Source organism: Ruegeria sp. YKSF070, assembly GCF_059612725.1.
The window spans coordinates 1-15,518 of record NZ_JBXWRD010000043.1; the positions used below are offsets into that span (position 1 = coordinate 1).

Genomic DNA, 15,518 nt, shown 5'->3' on the forward strand with positions numbered 1-15,518 from the left:
CTTGAAAAGAAGATAGCTAAACCGGCTCTCGGATTCGGTCTCGCGTCGGGTCTGCATGCGGTTGCGCAAGGCAAAGCCTTCGATCAGTGCGGGCAGCAGCACCTCGGCCATTGTCGAAGAGCCGCTGAGCGCCAGTTCCGCCACGAAATCGGTGAGGTTGGGGCAAGCCGGGCCATCACAGGTCACCCCCGATCCGTCCACCGTCAGTTCGCCGAACCGGGTTTCGACGCGATAGAATTCTCCGTCGAAGCCAAGCAGATTGCCGCTGATCTCGACCTTGCCATCATGCGAGGTGAGGGTGATGTCCTGAGCGGTGGCCGGGAGGGCCGGGAAAACGTAAAGTGCGGCGAAAGCCGCCGCACGAAGCCAATTCATGTGAAACCTGAAAATTGCCTGCGGATTACCTGGCGGCGATCTTCAGGTCTTCGACCAGATTATTCAACACCAGAAAATCACCGGCAGCCGAACAATCTGGCATGGACATGTTCAGATCATGGGTTGTGAGCGACCCGGTCCCGCGCAGTTCCAGCGATTGGGCCGAAATCTCGCGCCCACAATTGCTGGCCGTCACCTCGGCCTCGATCGATAGGGTGATGGTGCCTGCGGTGTCGCTCTCGCCAGAGGGATAGCTGTAGATTTCGGCCAGTTGCGGCTCCAGCGTGTCGGGTTCACCCAGCCGGATCACCTGGCCGACCCCGCCGGCTGATGCTTCGGACCAGACATGGCCGGTCTCGCCATAACCGGCGCCGAACTCGCGGGCATGCAGCTGAAAGCCCGCAGCGCCAGACCATTGCACCACGACCCGGTCGATCTGGTCGAGACCCTCGACGGAGCTCATGGCGACAGCGCCGCGGCCGTTCTGGAAGGCCACGACAAACACAGCGGTTTCGGACAAAGCCGGGACAGTCACCGACAGATTGCCGACATCGTCAGTCGTATCTGTGAAGATCAAGCCGCTGTGATGTACCGTAACGCGTTGGTTACTGTAGCAGGCGGCGTTGACGCTGAGCGCGACGCTGGCCATGGGTGCGGGAGCGGCGGTCGCCGTGATCGCGCAGCCCAGTTGCGGCTCGTCCGGGTCGCTTGGCGCGTCGGGCAGCAGAATGTCCCGTGCTGGGAGGGGTATTGCGCCTTCCAACGACGGTTCCGGCAGGCGGCGGGGCTGTTCCAGGGCGGGTTGCGCAGATGTAAGCTTGATCGCATCCAACTCGAACAAGGCGTAGTCATCCACATCTGATGCGCCCGACGGTTTCAGAACCGATTGCTGGATAAGCGATTTGCGTGCCGCAACCTGCTGCGTTTCGCGCGCGGCGTTCTGCTGCATCAGAAATCCGATCAGCGCCGCGCAAAGAACGGTCCCGCCAGCTGTCAGAATCTTGCGTCTTTGTGCCATAACCACACTCCATCGCCCATTGGTCCGCGAGGAGTGTCGTTATAGAAGGCGGCCAGTTTATGGCCGCCGGGGGGAGTCATTGTGGCGGGGGCCTCAGGCCAGCCGCCCGTGGCAATGCTTGAATTTCTTGCCAGACCCGCAGGGGCACAGATCGTTGCGCGAGGGGTTGCCCCATGTGCTGGGGTCGTCCTCGACAAAGCCGGGGCGTGCATCGCCCGAAGCCTTGGCCTCGGCAACTGCTTCGGCCTGCTCTGCCGCCTGTTCGGCCTGATTCTGCTGGGCCAACATCTGCGCCATCATCTGGCGTTGTTCCTCTTCGCTCAGCATGCGAATGCGGGACAATTGCTGTGTGACGGTCTCGCGAAGGCTATCCAGCAATCCTTCGAACAGCTGAAAGCTTTCGGTCTTGTATTCGTTCAGCGGATCGCGCTGCGCATAGCCCCGGAATCCGACGACCGAGCGCAGGTGTTCCAGCTTGAGCAGGTGCTCGCGCCATTTGCTGTCGATGGTCTGCAACAGCACCTGCTTCTCGATGTTGCGCATGTTCTCGGGTCCGAAATCGGCGGCCTTTTGCGTCATGTATTCGCCCGAGGCCTTGATCAGGCGTTCGCGGATTTCATCGTCATCCACGCCTTCTTCGGCGGCCCATTCGATGACAGGAACGTCGATACCCAGCTTTTCGATAACGGCGGCATAAAGGCCTTGGGTATCCCACTGGTCGGCATAGGTCTTGGGCGGCATGTATTGGTCGATCAGGTCGTCTATCACCTGCTCGCGCATGTCGGCGACCACATCCGACAGATCCTCGGTCGCCATGATCTCGCGCCGCTGGTTGAAGATCACCTTGCGCTGATCGTTCATCACGTCGTCGAATTTCAACACGTTTTTACGCATGTCGAAGTTGCGGCCCTCGACCTTGGCCTGGGCGCGTTCGAGCGACTTGTTCACCCAGGGGTGGACGATCGCCTCCCCTTCCTTCATGCCCAGCGTGGTCAACACCTTGTCCAGCCGTTCCGAGCCGAAGATACGCATCAGGTCGTCTTCCAGGCTGAGGTAGAACACCGTACGGCCCGGGTCGCCCTGACGGCCCGAGCGACCGCGCAGCTGGTTGTCGATGCGACGGCTTTCATGCCGCTCCGAGGCCATCACATAAAGGCCGCCGGCATCCAGTACCTTTTGCTTTTCCTCGGCGTGGCGGGCTTCCTCGGCGGCGCGAAGCTCTGCTGGGTCGGCCTCGGGGTTTTCGGCCAAGGCGGCCAGAACCTTCATCTCGACATTGCCGCCCAGCTGGATGTCGGTGCCGCGACCGGCCATGTTGGTGGCGATGGTCACCGCGCCATAGCGGCCGGCCTCGGCCACGATCTGCGCCTCGCGCTCGTGCTGACGGGCGTTCAGGACGTTGTGTTCGATGCCTTCCTTGGTCAGCATCTGGCTCAGCATCTCGGACTTTTCGATCGAGGTGGTGCCGAGCAGAACAGGCTGGCCCTTTTCATGCGCCTTCTTGGTCTCGGCAATCATGGCGGCGTATTTCTCGGCCGCGGTGCGATAGACTTGGTCGTCCTCGTCCTTGCGCGCGATCGGTTTGTTGGTCGGAACCTCGACGACACCCAGACCATAGATCTCGGCAAATTCCTCGGCCTCGGTCAGGGCTGTACCGGTCATGCCCGAAAGCTTGTCGTAAAGGCGGAAGTAGTTCTGGAAAGTCACACTGGCCAGCGTCACGTTCTCGGGCTGGATCTGTGCGTTCTCTTTGGCCTCGATCGCTTGGTGCAGGCCATCGGACAGACGGCGGCCCGGCATCATGCGGCCGGTGAATTCGTCGATCAGCACAACCTCACCATCGCGCACGATGTAATCCTTGTCGCGCTGGAACAGCTTGTGCGCGCGCAGACCCTGGTTGACGTGGTGCACGATGGTCGTGCTTTCGGGATCATAGAGCGACTGACCCTCGGGCAGCAGGCCACGCGCGACCAGTTGCGCTTCGAGGAACTCGTTGCCTTCGTCGGTAAAGGTGACGTTGCGGGTTTTTTCGTCCAGTTCGAAATGATCGTCCGAAAGCGAGGGCAGCAGCGCGTCGATGGCGACATAGAGATCCGAGCGATCCTGCGCAGGACCCGAGATGATCAGCGGCGTGCGCGCCTCGTCGATCAGGATCGAGTCGACCTCGTCCACGATCGCGAAATTGTGCTGCTTCTGATAGACCTCGCTCAACTCGCCCTTCATGTTGTCGCGCAGATAGTCGAAGCCAAGCTCGTTGTTGGTGGCATAGGTGATGTCGCTTTGATAGGCGGCCATCTTCTGGTCATCGGGCTGGCCGGACCAGATCACGCCGGTCGTCATGCCCAGCGCGCCAAACACCTTGCCCATCCATTCCGAGTCGCGTTTGGCCAGGTATTCGTTCACCGTGACCACATGCACACCCTTGCCGGTCAGCGCGTTCAGATAGGCGGGAAAGGTGGCGACCAGCGTCTTGCCCTCGCCCGTCTTCATCTCGCTGATATTGCCCTGATGCAGGAACATGCCGCCCATCAGCTGGGTGTCAAAGGCGCGCAGGCCCAGGGCCCGCTTGGCGGCTTCACGGCAGTTGGCAAAGGCCTCGGGCAAGAGCGCATCCAGGCTTTCGCCGTCCAGCGCGCGTTCGCGCAGTTCGTCGGTCTTTTGCTTCAGCCCCTCGTCGGTAAGCTTGGCAAATTCCTCTTCCAGCGCGTTGATCTGGGCGACCACCGGGCGGGTTGCCTTGATCTTGCGGTCATTCGGCGTTCCGAACACCTTTTTGGCAAGCGTTCCAAGTCCCAGCATGTGCACTCCAGCGGATTTGTTCTGTCATGGTTACGACAGGCTTGTCCGCCTTGCGCGCAACCCATAGATACGGGGGGTGAAGGCGGTCCTGTCAAAGGCTTCAAGCGATGTAAGCGGCAGGGTCCAGAGTGTCAACGCCGCGCCCCGTTGCGGCCTGGAAATAGGATGAATCAATGCCCAAAGGTCTCACAATCTTGCCATCGCTGGCGCTTGCGCTGGTGCTGGCCCTGCCGGTCGCGGCCGAGACAAAGGCCGAGGCGGACACGGTTGTGGCCCGCGTCAATGGCGAAGAGATCACGTTGGGTCACATGATCGTCGCGCGTGCCTTGCTGCCGCAGCAGTATCAGCAACTGCCCGACGATGTGTTGTTCGAAGGTATCCTGGACCAGCTGGTGCAGCAGACACTGTTGAAACAGCAACAGACGGGTGAGACCCCGAAACAGGTCGTGTTGTCGCTGGAGAACGAGGAGCGCTCGTTGCTGGCGGGTGAGACCATCGAAGAGATCATGGCCGCCGCCACCACCGACGAGGCGATCCAGTCGGCCTATGACGCGCAATATGCCGACGGGTTCGGTGGCGAGGAATACAATGCCTCGCATATCCTGGTCCCGTCCGAGGACGACGCCAAGGCCGTCAAGGAGCTGCTCGACAACGGCGCCGATTTCGCCGCCACCGCCAAGGAGAAATCCACCGGTCCGTCCGGGCCCAATGGCGGTGCGCTGGGCTGGTTCGGAGCGGGCGCGATGGTGCCGGAATTCGAACAGGCGGTCGTGGCGCTGAACGCGGGCCAGATCTCGGACCCGGTGCAGACCCAGTTCGGCTGGCACGTGATCATCCTCAATGACAAGCGCAAGTCCGAGGCCCCGCCGCTGGACGAGGTGCGCGACGAACTGGCCGGACGCATCCAGCAGGATGCCATCGACGCGCGATTGGCCGAGCTGACCAAGGACAGCGAGATTGAAAAGCCCGATCTGAACGGGATCGAACCCGGCGTGCTGCGGCAGCTGGAACTGGTGCAGGAGTAAGGCCGAAATGGCGAAGATCACCAAGGTTTCCCCTTTGGCCCCGGCCACGTTTCCGATGCTGCCCGTCATCGACGGTGTGCAGCTGGCCAGTATCGCGGCCGGGGTGCGCTATCAGGGTCGCACCGATGTGATGCTGGCGGTGTTGGCTCCGGGTACCTCGGTTGCCGGGGTGTTCACCCGGTCGGCCACCCGCTCGGCGCCGGTGCTGGACTGTCAGGCCAAGATCGGCGGCGCCAGCAACGGACCGGCCGCGATCCTCGTCAATTCAGGCAACTCCAACGCGTTTACAGGCCATTACGGCCAGACTTCGGTGGCCGAGGTGACGCAGGCGGTGGCAGATGTGACAGGTGTGCCGGTTGAACGGGTCTTTACCTCGTCCACCGGGGTGATCGGCGAGCCGATGAAACACGAGCGTATCGTGGCCAAGCTGGGCGATCTGAACGCGGCGCTGAACCCCGACGCGCTGGAGGATGCCGCCCGCGCCATCATGACCACCGACACCTTTCCCAAGGGTGCCAGCCGGACCGTCGGGATCGATGGCAAGATGGTCAAGATCGCCGGGATCGCCAAGGGCTCGGGCATGATCGCCCCGGATATGGCGACAATGCTGGTCTATATTTTTACCGATGCCCGCGTCGAACAAAGTGCGTTGCAGGCGATGCTGTCGGCGATGACCGACCGCACCTTCAACTGCATCACCGTGGACAGCGACACCTCGACCTCGGACACGCTTCTTCTGTGTGCGACGGGGGCCTCGGGTGTGGATGCGACGGGCAATGCCGAATTCGCCGCCGCGCTGGAAGAGGTGATGCTGGTCCTCGCGCAGCAAGTGGTACGTGACGGTGAAGGCGCCACCAAATTCGTTGAGATCCGGGTGACAGGCGCGGTCAGCGATACCGATGCCAAGGTGCACGGTCTGGCGATTGCCAACTCGCCGCTGGTCAAGACCGCGATAGCGGGCGAAGACCCGAACTGGGGCCGGGTGGTGATGGCGATCGGCAAATCGGGCGCCGCAGCTGACCGCGACCTGCTGAGCATCTCGTTCGGCGATATCTTGGTGGCCGAAAAGGGCTGGGTCAGCCCGGGTTACCGTGAGGAGGAAGCCGCTGCCTATATGAAAGGGCAGGAGTTGGTCATTGGTGTCGATCTGGGCCTGGGGACAGGCAAGTCCACCGTCTGGACCTGCGATCTGACCCACGGATATATCGAGATCAACGCGGATTACCGCTCGTGAAAACCGTTCTCGTTTCCGCCGTCGCGCTGATCGACGTGGATGGCCGGGTGCTGCTGGCGCAGCGCCCGGAAGGCAAGGCGATGGCCGGTTTGTGGGAGTTTCCCGGCGGCAAGGTCGAACCCGGCGAGACGCCCGAACTGGCGCTGATCCGCGAGCTGCACGAGGAACTGGGGATCAATACCTGGGCCTCGTGCCTGGCGCCACTGACCTTTGCCAGCCACAGCTATGATGATTTCCATTTGCTGATGCCGCTGTTTGCCTGCCGCAAGTGGGAGGGGATTCCGCAATCTCGCGAAGGGCAGGCGCTGACATGGGTGCGTGCAAACGAACTGCGCAACTACCCGATGCCAGCTGCGGATATCCCGTTGATCCCGATCCTGCGCGACTGGTTGTAACGGATTTTGTCACACTTCTTACATCTTGACGTTTGGTCATTTCTACAAATTTGGTCTTCGTAGCAGATATTTAGCCGAGGTAATGCCGACTATGCCGTGATGAATACGGTTTTTCGGTCAATTCTTGTGTGATTTTCGACCCCTGATAGTGTATGTCTGGCGTGCCGGTTTCAGCGGAGCCAGACATCAGTCTCCGGGCCGTTTTTGCGGGCAAACATTGGCGCCAGATGCGACGGTTGCATCAGATCGGGTCGGTAGTTCTCGACGGGTATCCGGCGCAGGTGTGCAGCATGGCAACCAATCCACAGCGCGATGTGGGACGTTCGAGAGTTTAAAGACCACCACTCACACGGGTCTTGAGGGCAAGAAGAGGCATGGGGCCTTTTCTTGCCTCTTTTTTTGGTCGGGTCCCGACTATCACGCGGACAATCTTGCGGACAACAATGAAAAAGGGGCGGCCCTCACGAGCCGCCCCATCAGTCTGTTTTCCGTCTCCGATCAGGTCAGCGACCGGGTGACTTCCTCGCGCTCGAAGATCTCGATCACATCGCCGGGGCGGATATCGTCGTAGTTTTCAAAGGCCATGCCGCATTCCTGGCCAGACTGCACTTCGGACACTTCGTCCTTGAAGCGCTTGAGGGTTTTCAGCGTGCCTTCGTGGATCACCACGTTGTCGCGGAGCAGACGCACACCGGCAGAGCGGCGGGCGACACCTTCGGTGACCAGACAACCGGCGACCTTTCCGACGTTGGAGACCTTGAACACCTCTTTAATATTCGCGTAGCCGATGAAGTTCTCGCGAATTTCCGCGCTCAGCAGGCCGCTCGCGGCCGCTTTCACATCGTCGACCAGGTCGTAGATCACCGAATAGTACCGGATTTCGACGCCCTTCTGGTTGGCGGTGTTGCGTGCGGAGGCATTGGCGCGGACGTTGAAGCCCATGATCGGCGCGCCGGATGCTTCGGCCAGGCCAACATCGGTCTCGGTGATGGCACCGACGCCCGAATGCAGTACGCGCACGCGCACCTCGTCGTTGCCGATCTTTTCCATCGCCTGAACGATCGCCTCGGCAGAGCCCTGCACGTCGGCTTTCACCAGGATCGGCAGCTCGGCGACATTCTCGTCCGCCTTGGCCTTGGCCATCAGCTGTTCCAGCGTGGTGGCGGCACCGGCGGCGGCGCGCTTGTCTTTGGCGACCTGGGCGCGGTATTCCGCGATCTCGCGGGCCTGTGCCTCGGTCGAGGTCACGTTCAGAACGTCGCCTGCCTCGGGGGTGCCGTTGAGGCCCAGAACCTCGACAGGCACTGAAGGACCGGCTTCGGTGACGCGCTCACCCTTGTCGTTGATCAGGGCGCGGACCTTACCGTACTGCTCACCCACCACAAAGATGTCGCCTTGGCGCAGCGTGCCCTTCTGGATCAGCACGGTCGCAACCGGGCCACGGCCCACATCCAGCTGTGCTTCGATCACGGCGCCCTGTGCGGGGCGGTCGGGGTTGGCCTTGAGTTCCAGGATCTCGGCCTGCAGTGCGATCGCTTCGAGCAGCTCGTCCAGACCTTCGCCAGTCTTGGCCGAAACTTCGACATCCTGCACTTCGCCCGACATCGCCTCGACCACCACTTCGTGCTGAAGCAGGTCGGTGCGCACCTTGGTCGGGTTCGCCTCGGGTTTGTCGATCTTGTTGATCGCCACGATCATCGGCACGCCGGCGGCCTTGGCGTGGTTGATCGCCTCGACTGTCTGCGGCATCACCGCGTCATCGGCGGCGACAACCAGAACCACGATATCGGTCACCTGAGCACCGCGCGAGCGCATCGAGGTAAAGGCCGCGTGGCCCGGCGTATCGAGGAAGCTGAGCGTCACGCCGCTGTCGGTTTTTACCTGATAGGCGCCGATATGCTGAGTGATGCCTCCGGCCTCGCCCGACACCACCTTGGTGTTGCGGATCGCATCCAGCAGCGAGGTTTTCCCGTGGTCGACATGGCCCATGATGGTGATGACGGGCGGACGCGGCTTGAGGTCCTCTTCCTTGTCCTCGATATCCGAGATAACGTCTTCCACATCGGAATCCGAAACCCGGACCACCTTGTGGCCGAATTCCTCGATAATCAGTTCGGCGGTGTCGGCGTCGATGGTCTGGTTCTGAGTGACCATCATGCCCATCTTCATCAGTTCCTTGACCACATCGGCCACACGCTCGGCCATGCGGTTGGCAAGTTCGGAAACCACGATCGCCTCGGGCAACTGAACCTCGCGGATCACCTTTTCGCGCTCGGCGGCGCTGCCCATGGCTTTTTGCCGGGCGCGCTCCTGCTTGCGCTTCATCGCGGCCAGTGATTTCTGGCGCCCGCCCTCACCGTCGGTGACTTGGCTGAGCGTCAATTTGCCCGAGCGGCGTCCGTCCTGACGGCCTTTGCCACGGGTCTGGCGCTGCTCTCGTTCGCGGTCGCGGTCGACCCGGCGGGCATTGTCGCCGCTGTCGGGGCGGGCAGAGGCCGGCGCACGCTCGGCGCTGCGTTCGGGCTTGGGGGCTTCCTGCTCGGCCGCGGCACGCGCGGCGGCGCGCTTGGCCTCTTCTTCCGCTTCGAGGCGCTGACGCTCCTCTTCCTCGGCCTTTTCGCGGGCACGCTGCTCGGCTTCGCGCTGTTCGCGCTCCTTGGCCTCTTGCTCGGCCCGGCGGCGCTCACGCTCTTCGGCGCGCGCCTTCTCCTCGGCCTCGCGCTGTGCAGCCTCTTCGGACTCGCGGGCCTTGGCGGCCTTGAGCGCGTTCAGCCGGCGCTCCATCTCGGCGTCGGAAATCCCTGCGGGGCGGCGCGAAGGGTCTCCGGCCGGCGAAGAACCACCGGCGCTCGGCTTTCCGGCGCCGGGCTTGGGGACCACCACGCGCTTGCGCTTGGTTTCCACCACGACATTCTTGGTCCGTCCGTGGCTGAAACTCTGTTTCACGTTCCCGGGGCGGGAACCACGCAGACCCAATGTCTTTTTGCCGTCAGTATCGCTCATAAAGCTTCTTACCCTTCCGCGCGGCCCTTGCCGCCGTCATCCGTTTTGCGCATTCCACGAAGGCGTTGCGCTTCCTCTACAACACGTTTGGCGAGTCCACCAGAGGCCAGCGCCGCATGTATCACTGTTTGGCGGCCAAAAGCCATGCCCAATTCATCCGCAGTGAGCCAACCAATGTATTTGCCGAAATGCGGCGTGCTCAGTTTGGTCTTGCCTCGGCCCGATCCGTCCGAGGCTTGGATCAGGACCTGCGCCTCTTCCTTGTCGAGCCAGGTCTTGACCTTTTCGTATCCCGCGACCGCGTCGCCGGATTTGCGCGCCAGACTGAGCAGGTCGACAACGCGGCGGACCAGTTGTCGCTCGACCTCGTCCACCAGCCCGTCGGGCACCTGCACCTGCTGTTTCAGGCCGCGAGCAAAGAGTTTCTTGTCCACGGCTTTTTGCAGCGTGTCCCGGTCTGCGGCCACATAGGTGCCGCGTCCGGGCAGTTTGCCCGCGATATCGGGCACCAGTTGCCCGTCGGGGCCGGCCACGAAACGGATAAGCCCGTATCTAGGCCGTGCCTCGCCCGTGGCAATGCACTTGCGCTCGGGACCTTCGGTCCGGTCTTTATGTGCACCGCCACGTGTCATGCGTTATCTCCGTCGGCCCGGAATCAGGCCTCGGCCTCCTCGTCGGTTGCGGTTTCGCCCTCGTCGGTCTCTTCCGCCTCTTCGAGCAGTTCTGTCGGATCCACCCAGCCCAACATGACGCGGGCGGTCATCACCATATCCTGCGCATCTTCCAGCGAAACGTCGAAGGGTTCCAGAATACCGTCATCCTTGACCCGCTGACCGTCGACCGTGGTCCAGCCACCGGCCAGCTCCCAGTCGGCACAGGTCGCGAAATCTTCCAGCGTCTTGACGTCGTCCTTGGCCAATGCCTCGACCATTTGGGGTGTCAGGCCCTCGAATTCAATAAGGCTATCCTCGGCTCCCAGGGCGCGGGCATTGTCCAGCGCCGCCTTGGCCTGTGCCTCGAGATAGTCTCGGGCACGGGCCTGAAGCTCTTCGGCGGTGCCTTCGTCGACCCCGTCGATCACCAGAAGCTCGTCAAGCTCGACATAGGCGACCTCTTCGAGATTGGTGAAGCCTTCGGAGACCAGCAGCTGGGCAAAGAACTCGTCCAGATCGAGGGTTTCCATGAACAGCGCGGTGCGGCTCTCGAATTCCTTCTGACGGCGCGCCGATTCCTCGGCCTCGGTCATGATGTCGATGTCCAGACCTGTCAGCTGCGACGCAAGGCGCACGTTCTGGCCCCGACGACCGATGGCCAGGCTCAGCTGCTCCTCGGGGACCACGACCTCGATCTTGCCGGCTTCTTCGTCCAACACCACCTTCGACACCTCGGCCGGTTGCAGCGCGTTCACCAGGAAGGTCGGCTGATCCTCGTTCCACGGGATGATGTCGATCTTTTCGCCCTGCAGCTCGTTGACAACGGCCTGCACGCGGCTGCCGCGCATACCCACACAGGCGCCGACCGGGTCGATCGAGTTGTCATAGGAGATCACGGCGATCTTGGCGCGGCTGCCTGGGTCTCGGGCCACGGCCTTGATCTCGATGATGCCGTCATAGATTTCCGGCACTTCCATCTTGAACAGTTCGGCCATGAATTCCGGCGCGGTGCGCGACAGGAAGATTTGCGGCCCGCGCGGCTCGCGGCGCACGTCCTTGATGTAGCAGCGGATACGGTCGTTGGGGCGATAGCTTTCGCGGCCGATCTTTTCGTTGCGACGCAGGATCGCCTCGCCCGCACCCACATCGACGATGACGTTGCCGTATTCCTCGCGCTTGACGAGGCCATTGATGATGGTGCCGGCGCGGTCCTTGAATTCTTCGTACTGACGATCCCGCTCGGCTTCGCGCACCTTTTGCAGGATCACCTGCTTGGCGGATTGCGCGGCGATACGGCCCATCTCTACCGGCGGCACCTCTTCGACGAAAGTATCGCCGATCTGCGGATTTTCCATGTACTGCTTGGCCTGTTCGACAGTGAACTCGGCCTGATAATTCTCAAGCTCGTCATCGGCGACAACGGTGCGGACACGGGTAAAGGTCGCCTTGCCGGTCTTGCGGTCGATGTGGACGCGGATGTCCATCTCGGCGCCGTAGCGGCTCTTGGCCGCGCGGGCGAGGGATTCCTCCATCGCCTCGACCACCAGACCGGGGTCGATCATCTTTTCACGGGCCACGGCCTCGGCGGTTTGCAGCAGCTCAAGCTGGTTTGCAGAGGTGATTGCCATTACTTCGTCTCCTCTTCGGACCCGTCGCGGGCCATGGTCGTGGCGCCCGTTTCGGGCGCTTCCTCTACGATTTCGTCGAATTGGTCTTCGTTCAGAACGCCGGCGGCCTTGCGCTGGCGCAGCATTTCTTTGATCAGGTCGTCGGTCAGAACCAGCTTGGCATCGCTCAGCCAGTCGAATTCTAGGCCGATGGTCACCGTTTCGCCATTCTGGTCGATGTTGATCAGCACCTCGTTGCCCTCGACACCAGCCAGTTCACCCTTGAACCGGCGGCGGCCGTCGATCATCTCGGTGGTTTCGATCTTGGCCTCGTAGCCTTCGAACATCTCGAAATCCTTGAGCCGGGTCAGCGGCCGGTCAATGCCCGGGCTTGACACTTCGAGCGTATAGGCATCCAGGATCGGATCCTCGACATCCAGCGTGGCGCTGACCGCGTTCGAGATCGCGGCGCAATCGTCCACCTCGATACCGCCATCGGGCTTGTCGGCCATGATCTGAAGCGTGGTGCTCTTGCCGCTCATCAGGCGAATGCGCACCAGCTCGTATCCCAGATCCGCGATCACGGGGCTGACGATCTCGGCCAGGCGCCGGTCGATGGCGGCCTTTGCTATCAGGTTGTTGGTCATCTCGTGTCTTACCCAAGCTCCGGGCACAAAAAAACGGGCGCGCGGCCCGTCGATCTATTCCGGTGGAACCCCAGGCCAGTGCCCGACGCGCCGCTGTTGTCAAGGCATATACGCGGGATGGGGTGAGTCTGCAAGGGGGTGGGATTCGAAAGCTGGTTTACCCAACCCACCAGCGTTCCGCGATGCGGCCATCGTCCAGCGGACTACGGCTGCCGATCTGGCGCGGCAGGCCGACCGAGACGGCGGCGGCGAGCGCCATGTCGTCCTCGGAGGGGTGATAGCGGAACCGGGCGCGGTCGCGCAGCCCGTCGGGAAGGGGCAGGGCGGCGACATCGACATATCCGTCGCGCAGTGCCTCGGCCCGGACGGCGGGGTCGGGGATCACGATCACCTCGACCGTGTCGGCCCATCCGGCCTGACCCTGATTGTAGTGATCGTCAACCTTGCGGCCCAGGAAATGCCGCCCGTCCTGCGCCCGTTCGACCCGGTAACAACCAGTGCCGTTGGCCTGTTCCAGCGGCGTGACCGCCCCGCCCGCGCGGGTGATGGCAAAGCGGATATCGGCCAGCCGGAAGGGCAGGCCGGGATCGGCTTCGGCCAGTTCCAGCCGCAGCCGCGCGGGGCCAAGCGTCTCGGTCAGGCCGATTTCGGCCAGCGACGCGGCGGCATCGCTGGCAGAGAACCGCGTGCCATCGTGAAAGGTAACATCCTCGCGCAGATCAAAGTTCCAGACCCGGGCGCTGTCATCGGGTTGCCAGCCGGTGGCCAGTTCACCTCTGAGGGTGCCGTCGGGCGCGATCTCGGTCAGGGTGTCGAAAACGGCACCGCGCGCGATCCGTTCCAGGCTGTCGTCTCGCGGAACCGCCAGACGCAGGGTGCCCCCCGCCCGGGGCCGGTCGGCCAGCGACATGCCCGTCGAGGCCAAAAGGGCTGCGGCAGCACCCGAGGCGAACAGCGCGCGGCGGTCGATCCGGGTCATGTCGCGACCTTCTGTGCGATGCCGTCCATGATGCGCACCAGTTCGGCGCTGATGCCCGGTTCGGACAGGGCGTGGCCGGCATTGCGGATCATCCGTAGTTCGCAACTGGGCCATAGCTCGCTGAGCTTCCAGGCTGAGTTGGGTGGGCAGATCATGTCATAGCGCCCCTGCACGATATGGCCGGGAATATGCGAGATACGTCCCATATTGGCGAGGATCTGGCCGTCGAATTCCAGGAAGCCGTCGTTGATGAAATAGTGATTCTCGAGCCGGGCAAACGCACGGGCATAATCGCCGGGGCTTTCGCCCGTTGTGCCGTTTGAATGGATCGAGGCGAGCGCGTTCTCCCAGGCCGACCAGGCGCGGGCATAGCGGATCTCTTGCGCCATATCGCCCGAGAACAGGCGTTTGTGATAGGCGGTGATCATGTCGCCGCGTTCATTCTCGGGGATCAATGCAGCAAAGCGCGACCAGGGTTCTGGCCAGAACCGCCCGGCGCCGCCGCCATAGAACCAGTCCAACTCGGCCCGGGTCATCAGGAATACGCCGCGCAGCACCAGCCGGGTAACGCGGTCGGGATAGGTCTGGGCATAAACCAGTGCCAGGGTGGCGCCCCAACTGCCGCCAAAGGCGATCCAGCTGTCGATCTCCAGCGCTTTGCGGATACGTTCGATATCGGAAACCAGATGCCAGGTGGTGTTGTCGGTGACCGAGGCATGAGGTCGCGACCGGCCACAACCGCGCTGATCGAAGAGAATCACCCGGTACACCGCAGGATCGAAATAGCGCCGCATCGCCGGGCTGCATCCACCGCCCGGACCGCCATGCAGAACCACGACAGGGATGCCGTTGGGATTGCCGCTTTGCTCTACATAGACGCGGTGACCCTGACCAACATCCAGCATCCGCTGGTCGAACGGGTCGATCGGCGGATAGAGATATTGCATTGCGCGCTTTTGGTCCGGGTTTTTGTCCATTACAGGCCTATATAGTCCGCAATGGGTAAAAGAGCACACGGAGACAGGAATGCAAGCGCATCCGAACACGGTCGACCCGTCAGAGATCGCGAAATTCGAGGCGATGGCCGCCGAATGGTGGGATCCCCATGGCAAGTTCAAACCGCTGCATATGCTCAACCCCTGCCGCCTAGACTATATCACCCGGCAGATCGCGGGCGAATTCGACCGGGATCTGACCGTGCATCGGCCCTTTGCCGGATTGCGGCTGCTCGATATCGGCTGTGGCGGCGGATTGCTGAGCGAGCCGATGGCAAGGCTGGGGGCTGAGGTGGTGGGGGCCGATGCGGCCGAGGGAAATCTGCCGGTGGCGCGCATTCATGCGGAACAGTCGGACCTGGAAATCGACTATCGCCACACCACCGCCGAGGCGCTGGCCGAGGCGGGTGAGCTGTTCGACGTGGTGCTGAATATGGAGGTGGTCGAGCATGTGGCTGATCCGCTGTCCTATCTGCGGGCAACTCATGATTTGCTGAAACCGGGCGGGCTGCAGATCTGCTCGACCATCAACCGCAATCCCAAATCCTATGCGATGGCAATCCTGGGGGCCGAGGTGGTGATGCGTTGGCTGCCGCGCGGAACGCATGAGTGGTCGAAGTTCATCACCCCGGATGAATTGTTCGACCTGCTGCGGCAGGCAGGGCTGGATCCGGTGGATCGCAAGGGATTCGTGTTCAACCCGATTTCGTGGCAGTGGTCTATCTCGGATCGCGATCTGAGCGTCAACTACGTAACCGCCAGCCTGCGGCCGCGCTAGGCGCGCCGTT

General features: G+C 62.4%; 12 protein-coding genes and 1 pseudogene. 4 read left to right on the forward strand and 9 right to left on the reverse strand.

Annotated elements, in window-relative coordinates; genetic code table 11:
* The 3 genes and pseudogenes from AC2FL1_RS18040 to secA form a co-directional block, all read right to left on the reverse strand.
* Nucleotides 1–375: pseudogene (locus AC2FL1_RS18040) on the reverse strand (cell envelope biogenesis protein OmpA); the annotation flags it as partial.
* Between the two features lie 25 nt (nucleotides 376–400).
* On the reverse strand, nucleotides 401–1,393 hold the full coding sequence (locus AC2FL1_RS18045) for a hypothetical protein (RefSeq protein ID WP_496827303.1): 993 nt from the start codon (nucleotides 1,391–1,393) through the stop codon (nucleotides 401–403).
* Between the two features lie 93 nt (nucleotides 1,394–1,486).
* Entirely contained in the window at nucleotides 1,487–4,192 is a 2,706-nt protein-coding gene (secA, locus tag AC2FL1_RS18050) for a preprotein translocase subunit SecA (protein ID WP_496877847.1), read from the reverse strand.
* A 173-nt stretch (nucleotides 4,193–4,365) separates the two neighbouring features.
* Between secA and AC2FL1_RS18055 the strand changes: the two genes are divergently transcribed.
* The 3 genes from AC2FL1_RS18055 to AC2FL1_RS18065 are packed head-to-tail and all read left to right on the forward strand — an operon-like array spanning nucleotide 4,366 to nucleotide 6,846.
* A complete protein-coding gene (locus tag AC2FL1_RS18055) occupies nucleotides 4,366–5,217 on the forward strand; it encodes a peptidylprolyl isomerase (RefSeq protein WP_496827307.1) in 852 nt (283 codons plus the stop codon).
* Between the two features lie 7 nt (nucleotides 5,218–5,224).
* Nucleotides 5,225–6,451, forward strand: coding sequence for a bifunctional glutamate N-acetyltransferase/amino-acid acetyltransferase ArgJ (gene argJ / locus AC2FL1_RS18060; RefSeq protein ID WP_496877848.1), 1,227 nt, complete (start codon nucleotides 5,225–5,227; stop codon nucleotides 6,449–6,451).
* Nucleotides 6,448–6,846, forward strand: a complete 399-nt coding sequence (locus tag AC2FL1_RS18065) for a (deoxy)nucleoside triphosphate pyrophosphohydrolase (RefSeq protein WP_496877849.1) — start codon at nucleotides 6,448–6,450, stop codon at nucleotides 6,844–6,846. Before argJ ends, AC2FL1_RS18065 begins: the two co-directional genes overlap by 4 nt.
* Nucleotides 6,847–7,344: 498 nt before the next feature.
* Here AC2FL1_RS18065 and infB read toward each other — a convergent pair whose 3' ends face one another.
* From infB to pip, 6 genes are all read right to left on the reverse strand, one after another.
* Complete coding sequence (gene infB / locus AC2FL1_RS18070) at nucleotides 7,345–9,849, reverse strand: translation initiation factor IF-2 (protein WP_234145297.1); 2,505 nt, start codon at nucleotides 9,847–9,849, stop codon at nucleotides 7,345–7,347.
* Nucleotides 9,850–9,857: 8 nt separating this feature from the next.
* The gene (locus AC2FL1_RS18075; protein ID WP_234169307.1) at nucleotides 9,858–10,481 is read right to left on the reverse strand and encodes an RNA-binding protein; all 624 of its coding nucleotides are present in this window, start codon (nucleotides 10,479–10,481) and stop codon (nucleotides 9,858–9,860) included.
* 23 nt (nucleotides 10,482–10,504) lie between these two features.
* Nucleotides 10,505–12,130 (reverse strand): transcription termination factor NusA, encoded by a 1,626-nt coding sequence (gene nusA / locus AC2FL1_RS18080; RefSeq protein ID WP_496827315.1) that lies wholly within the window; start codon nucleotides 12,128–12,130, stop codon nucleotides 10,505–10,507.
* Entirely contained in the window at nucleotides 12,130–12,756 is a 627-nt protein-coding gene (gene rimP / locus AC2FL1_RS18085) for a ribosome maturation factor RimP (protein WP_496827317.1), read from the reverse strand. The genes nusA and rimP overlap by 1 nt, the downstream gene beginning before the upstream one ends.
* Before the next feature lie 157 nt (nucleotides 12,757–12,913).
* Nucleotides 12,914–13,735, reverse strand: coding sequence for an ABC transporter substrate-binding protein (locus tag AC2FL1_RS18090; RefSeq protein ID WP_496877850.1), 822 nt, complete (start codon nucleotides 13,733–13,735; stop codon nucleotides 12,914–12,916).
* Complete coding sequence (pip, locus tag AC2FL1_RS18095) at nucleotides 13,732–14,712, reverse strand: prolyl aminopeptidase (RefSeq protein ID WP_496877851.1); 981 nt, start codon at nucleotides 14,710–14,712, stop codon at nucleotides 13,732–13,734. Before pip ends, AC2FL1_RS18090 begins: the two co-directional genes overlap by 4 nt.
* Before the next feature lie 49 nt (nucleotides 14,713–14,761).
* Between pip and ubiG the strand changes: the two genes are divergently transcribed.
* Nucleotides 14,762–15,508, forward strand: a complete 747-nt coding sequence (gene ubiG / locus AC2FL1_RS18100) for a bifunctional 2-polyprenyl-6-hydroxyphenol methylase/3-demethylubiquinol 3-O-methyltransferase UbiG (protein WP_496827323.1) — start codon at nucleotides 14,762–14,764, stop codon at nucleotides 15,506–15,508.
* Nucleotides 15,509–15,518: the final 10 nt, after the last annotated feature.

Bases quoted from the DNA above. Each gene is read 5' to 3' on its own strand.
- AC2FL1_RS18090 (WP_496877850.1), bottom strand. From the start codon at position 13,735: ATGACCCGGATCGACCGCCGCGCGCTGTTCGCCTCGGGTGCTGCCGCA.
- nusA (WP_496827315.1), bottom strand. From the start codon at position 12,130: ATGGCAATCACCTCTGCAAACCAGCTTGAGCTGCTGCAAACCGCCGAG.
- AC2FL1_RS18045 (WP_496827303.1), bottom strand. From the start codon at position 1,393: ATGGCACAAAGACGCAAGATTCTGACAGCTGGCGGGACCGTTCTTTGC.
- AC2FL1_RS18055 (WP_496827307.1), top strand. From the start codon at position 4,366: ATGCCCAAAGGTCTCACAATCTTGCCATCGCTGGCGCTTGCGCTGGTG.
- pip (WP_496877851.1), bottom strand. From the start codon at position 14,712: ATGGACAAAAACCCGGACCAAAAGCGCGCAATGCAATATCTCTATCCG.
- rimP (WP_496827317.1), bottom strand. From the start codon at position 12,756: ATGACCAACAACCTGATAGCAAAGGCCGCCATCGACCGGCGCCTGGCC.
- argJ (WP_496877848.1), top strand. From the start codon at position 5,225: ATGGCGAAGATCACCAAGGTTTCCCCTTTGGCCCCGGCCACGTTTCCG.
- ubiG (WP_496827323.1), top strand. From the start codon at position 14,762: ATGCAAGCGCATCCGAACACGGTCGACCCGTCAGAGATCGCGAAATTC.
- AC2FL1_RS18075 (WP_234169307.1), bottom strand. From the start codon at position 10,481: ATGACACGTGGCGGTGCACATAAAGACCGGACCGAAGGTCCCGAGCGC.
- infB (WP_234145297.1), bottom strand. From the start codon at position 9,849: ATGAGCGATACTGACGGCAAAAAGACATTGGGTCTGCGTGGTTCCCGC.
- secA (WP_496877847.1), bottom strand. From the start codon at position 4,192: ATGCTGGGACTTGGAACGCTTGCCAAAAAGGTGTTCGGAACGCCGAAT.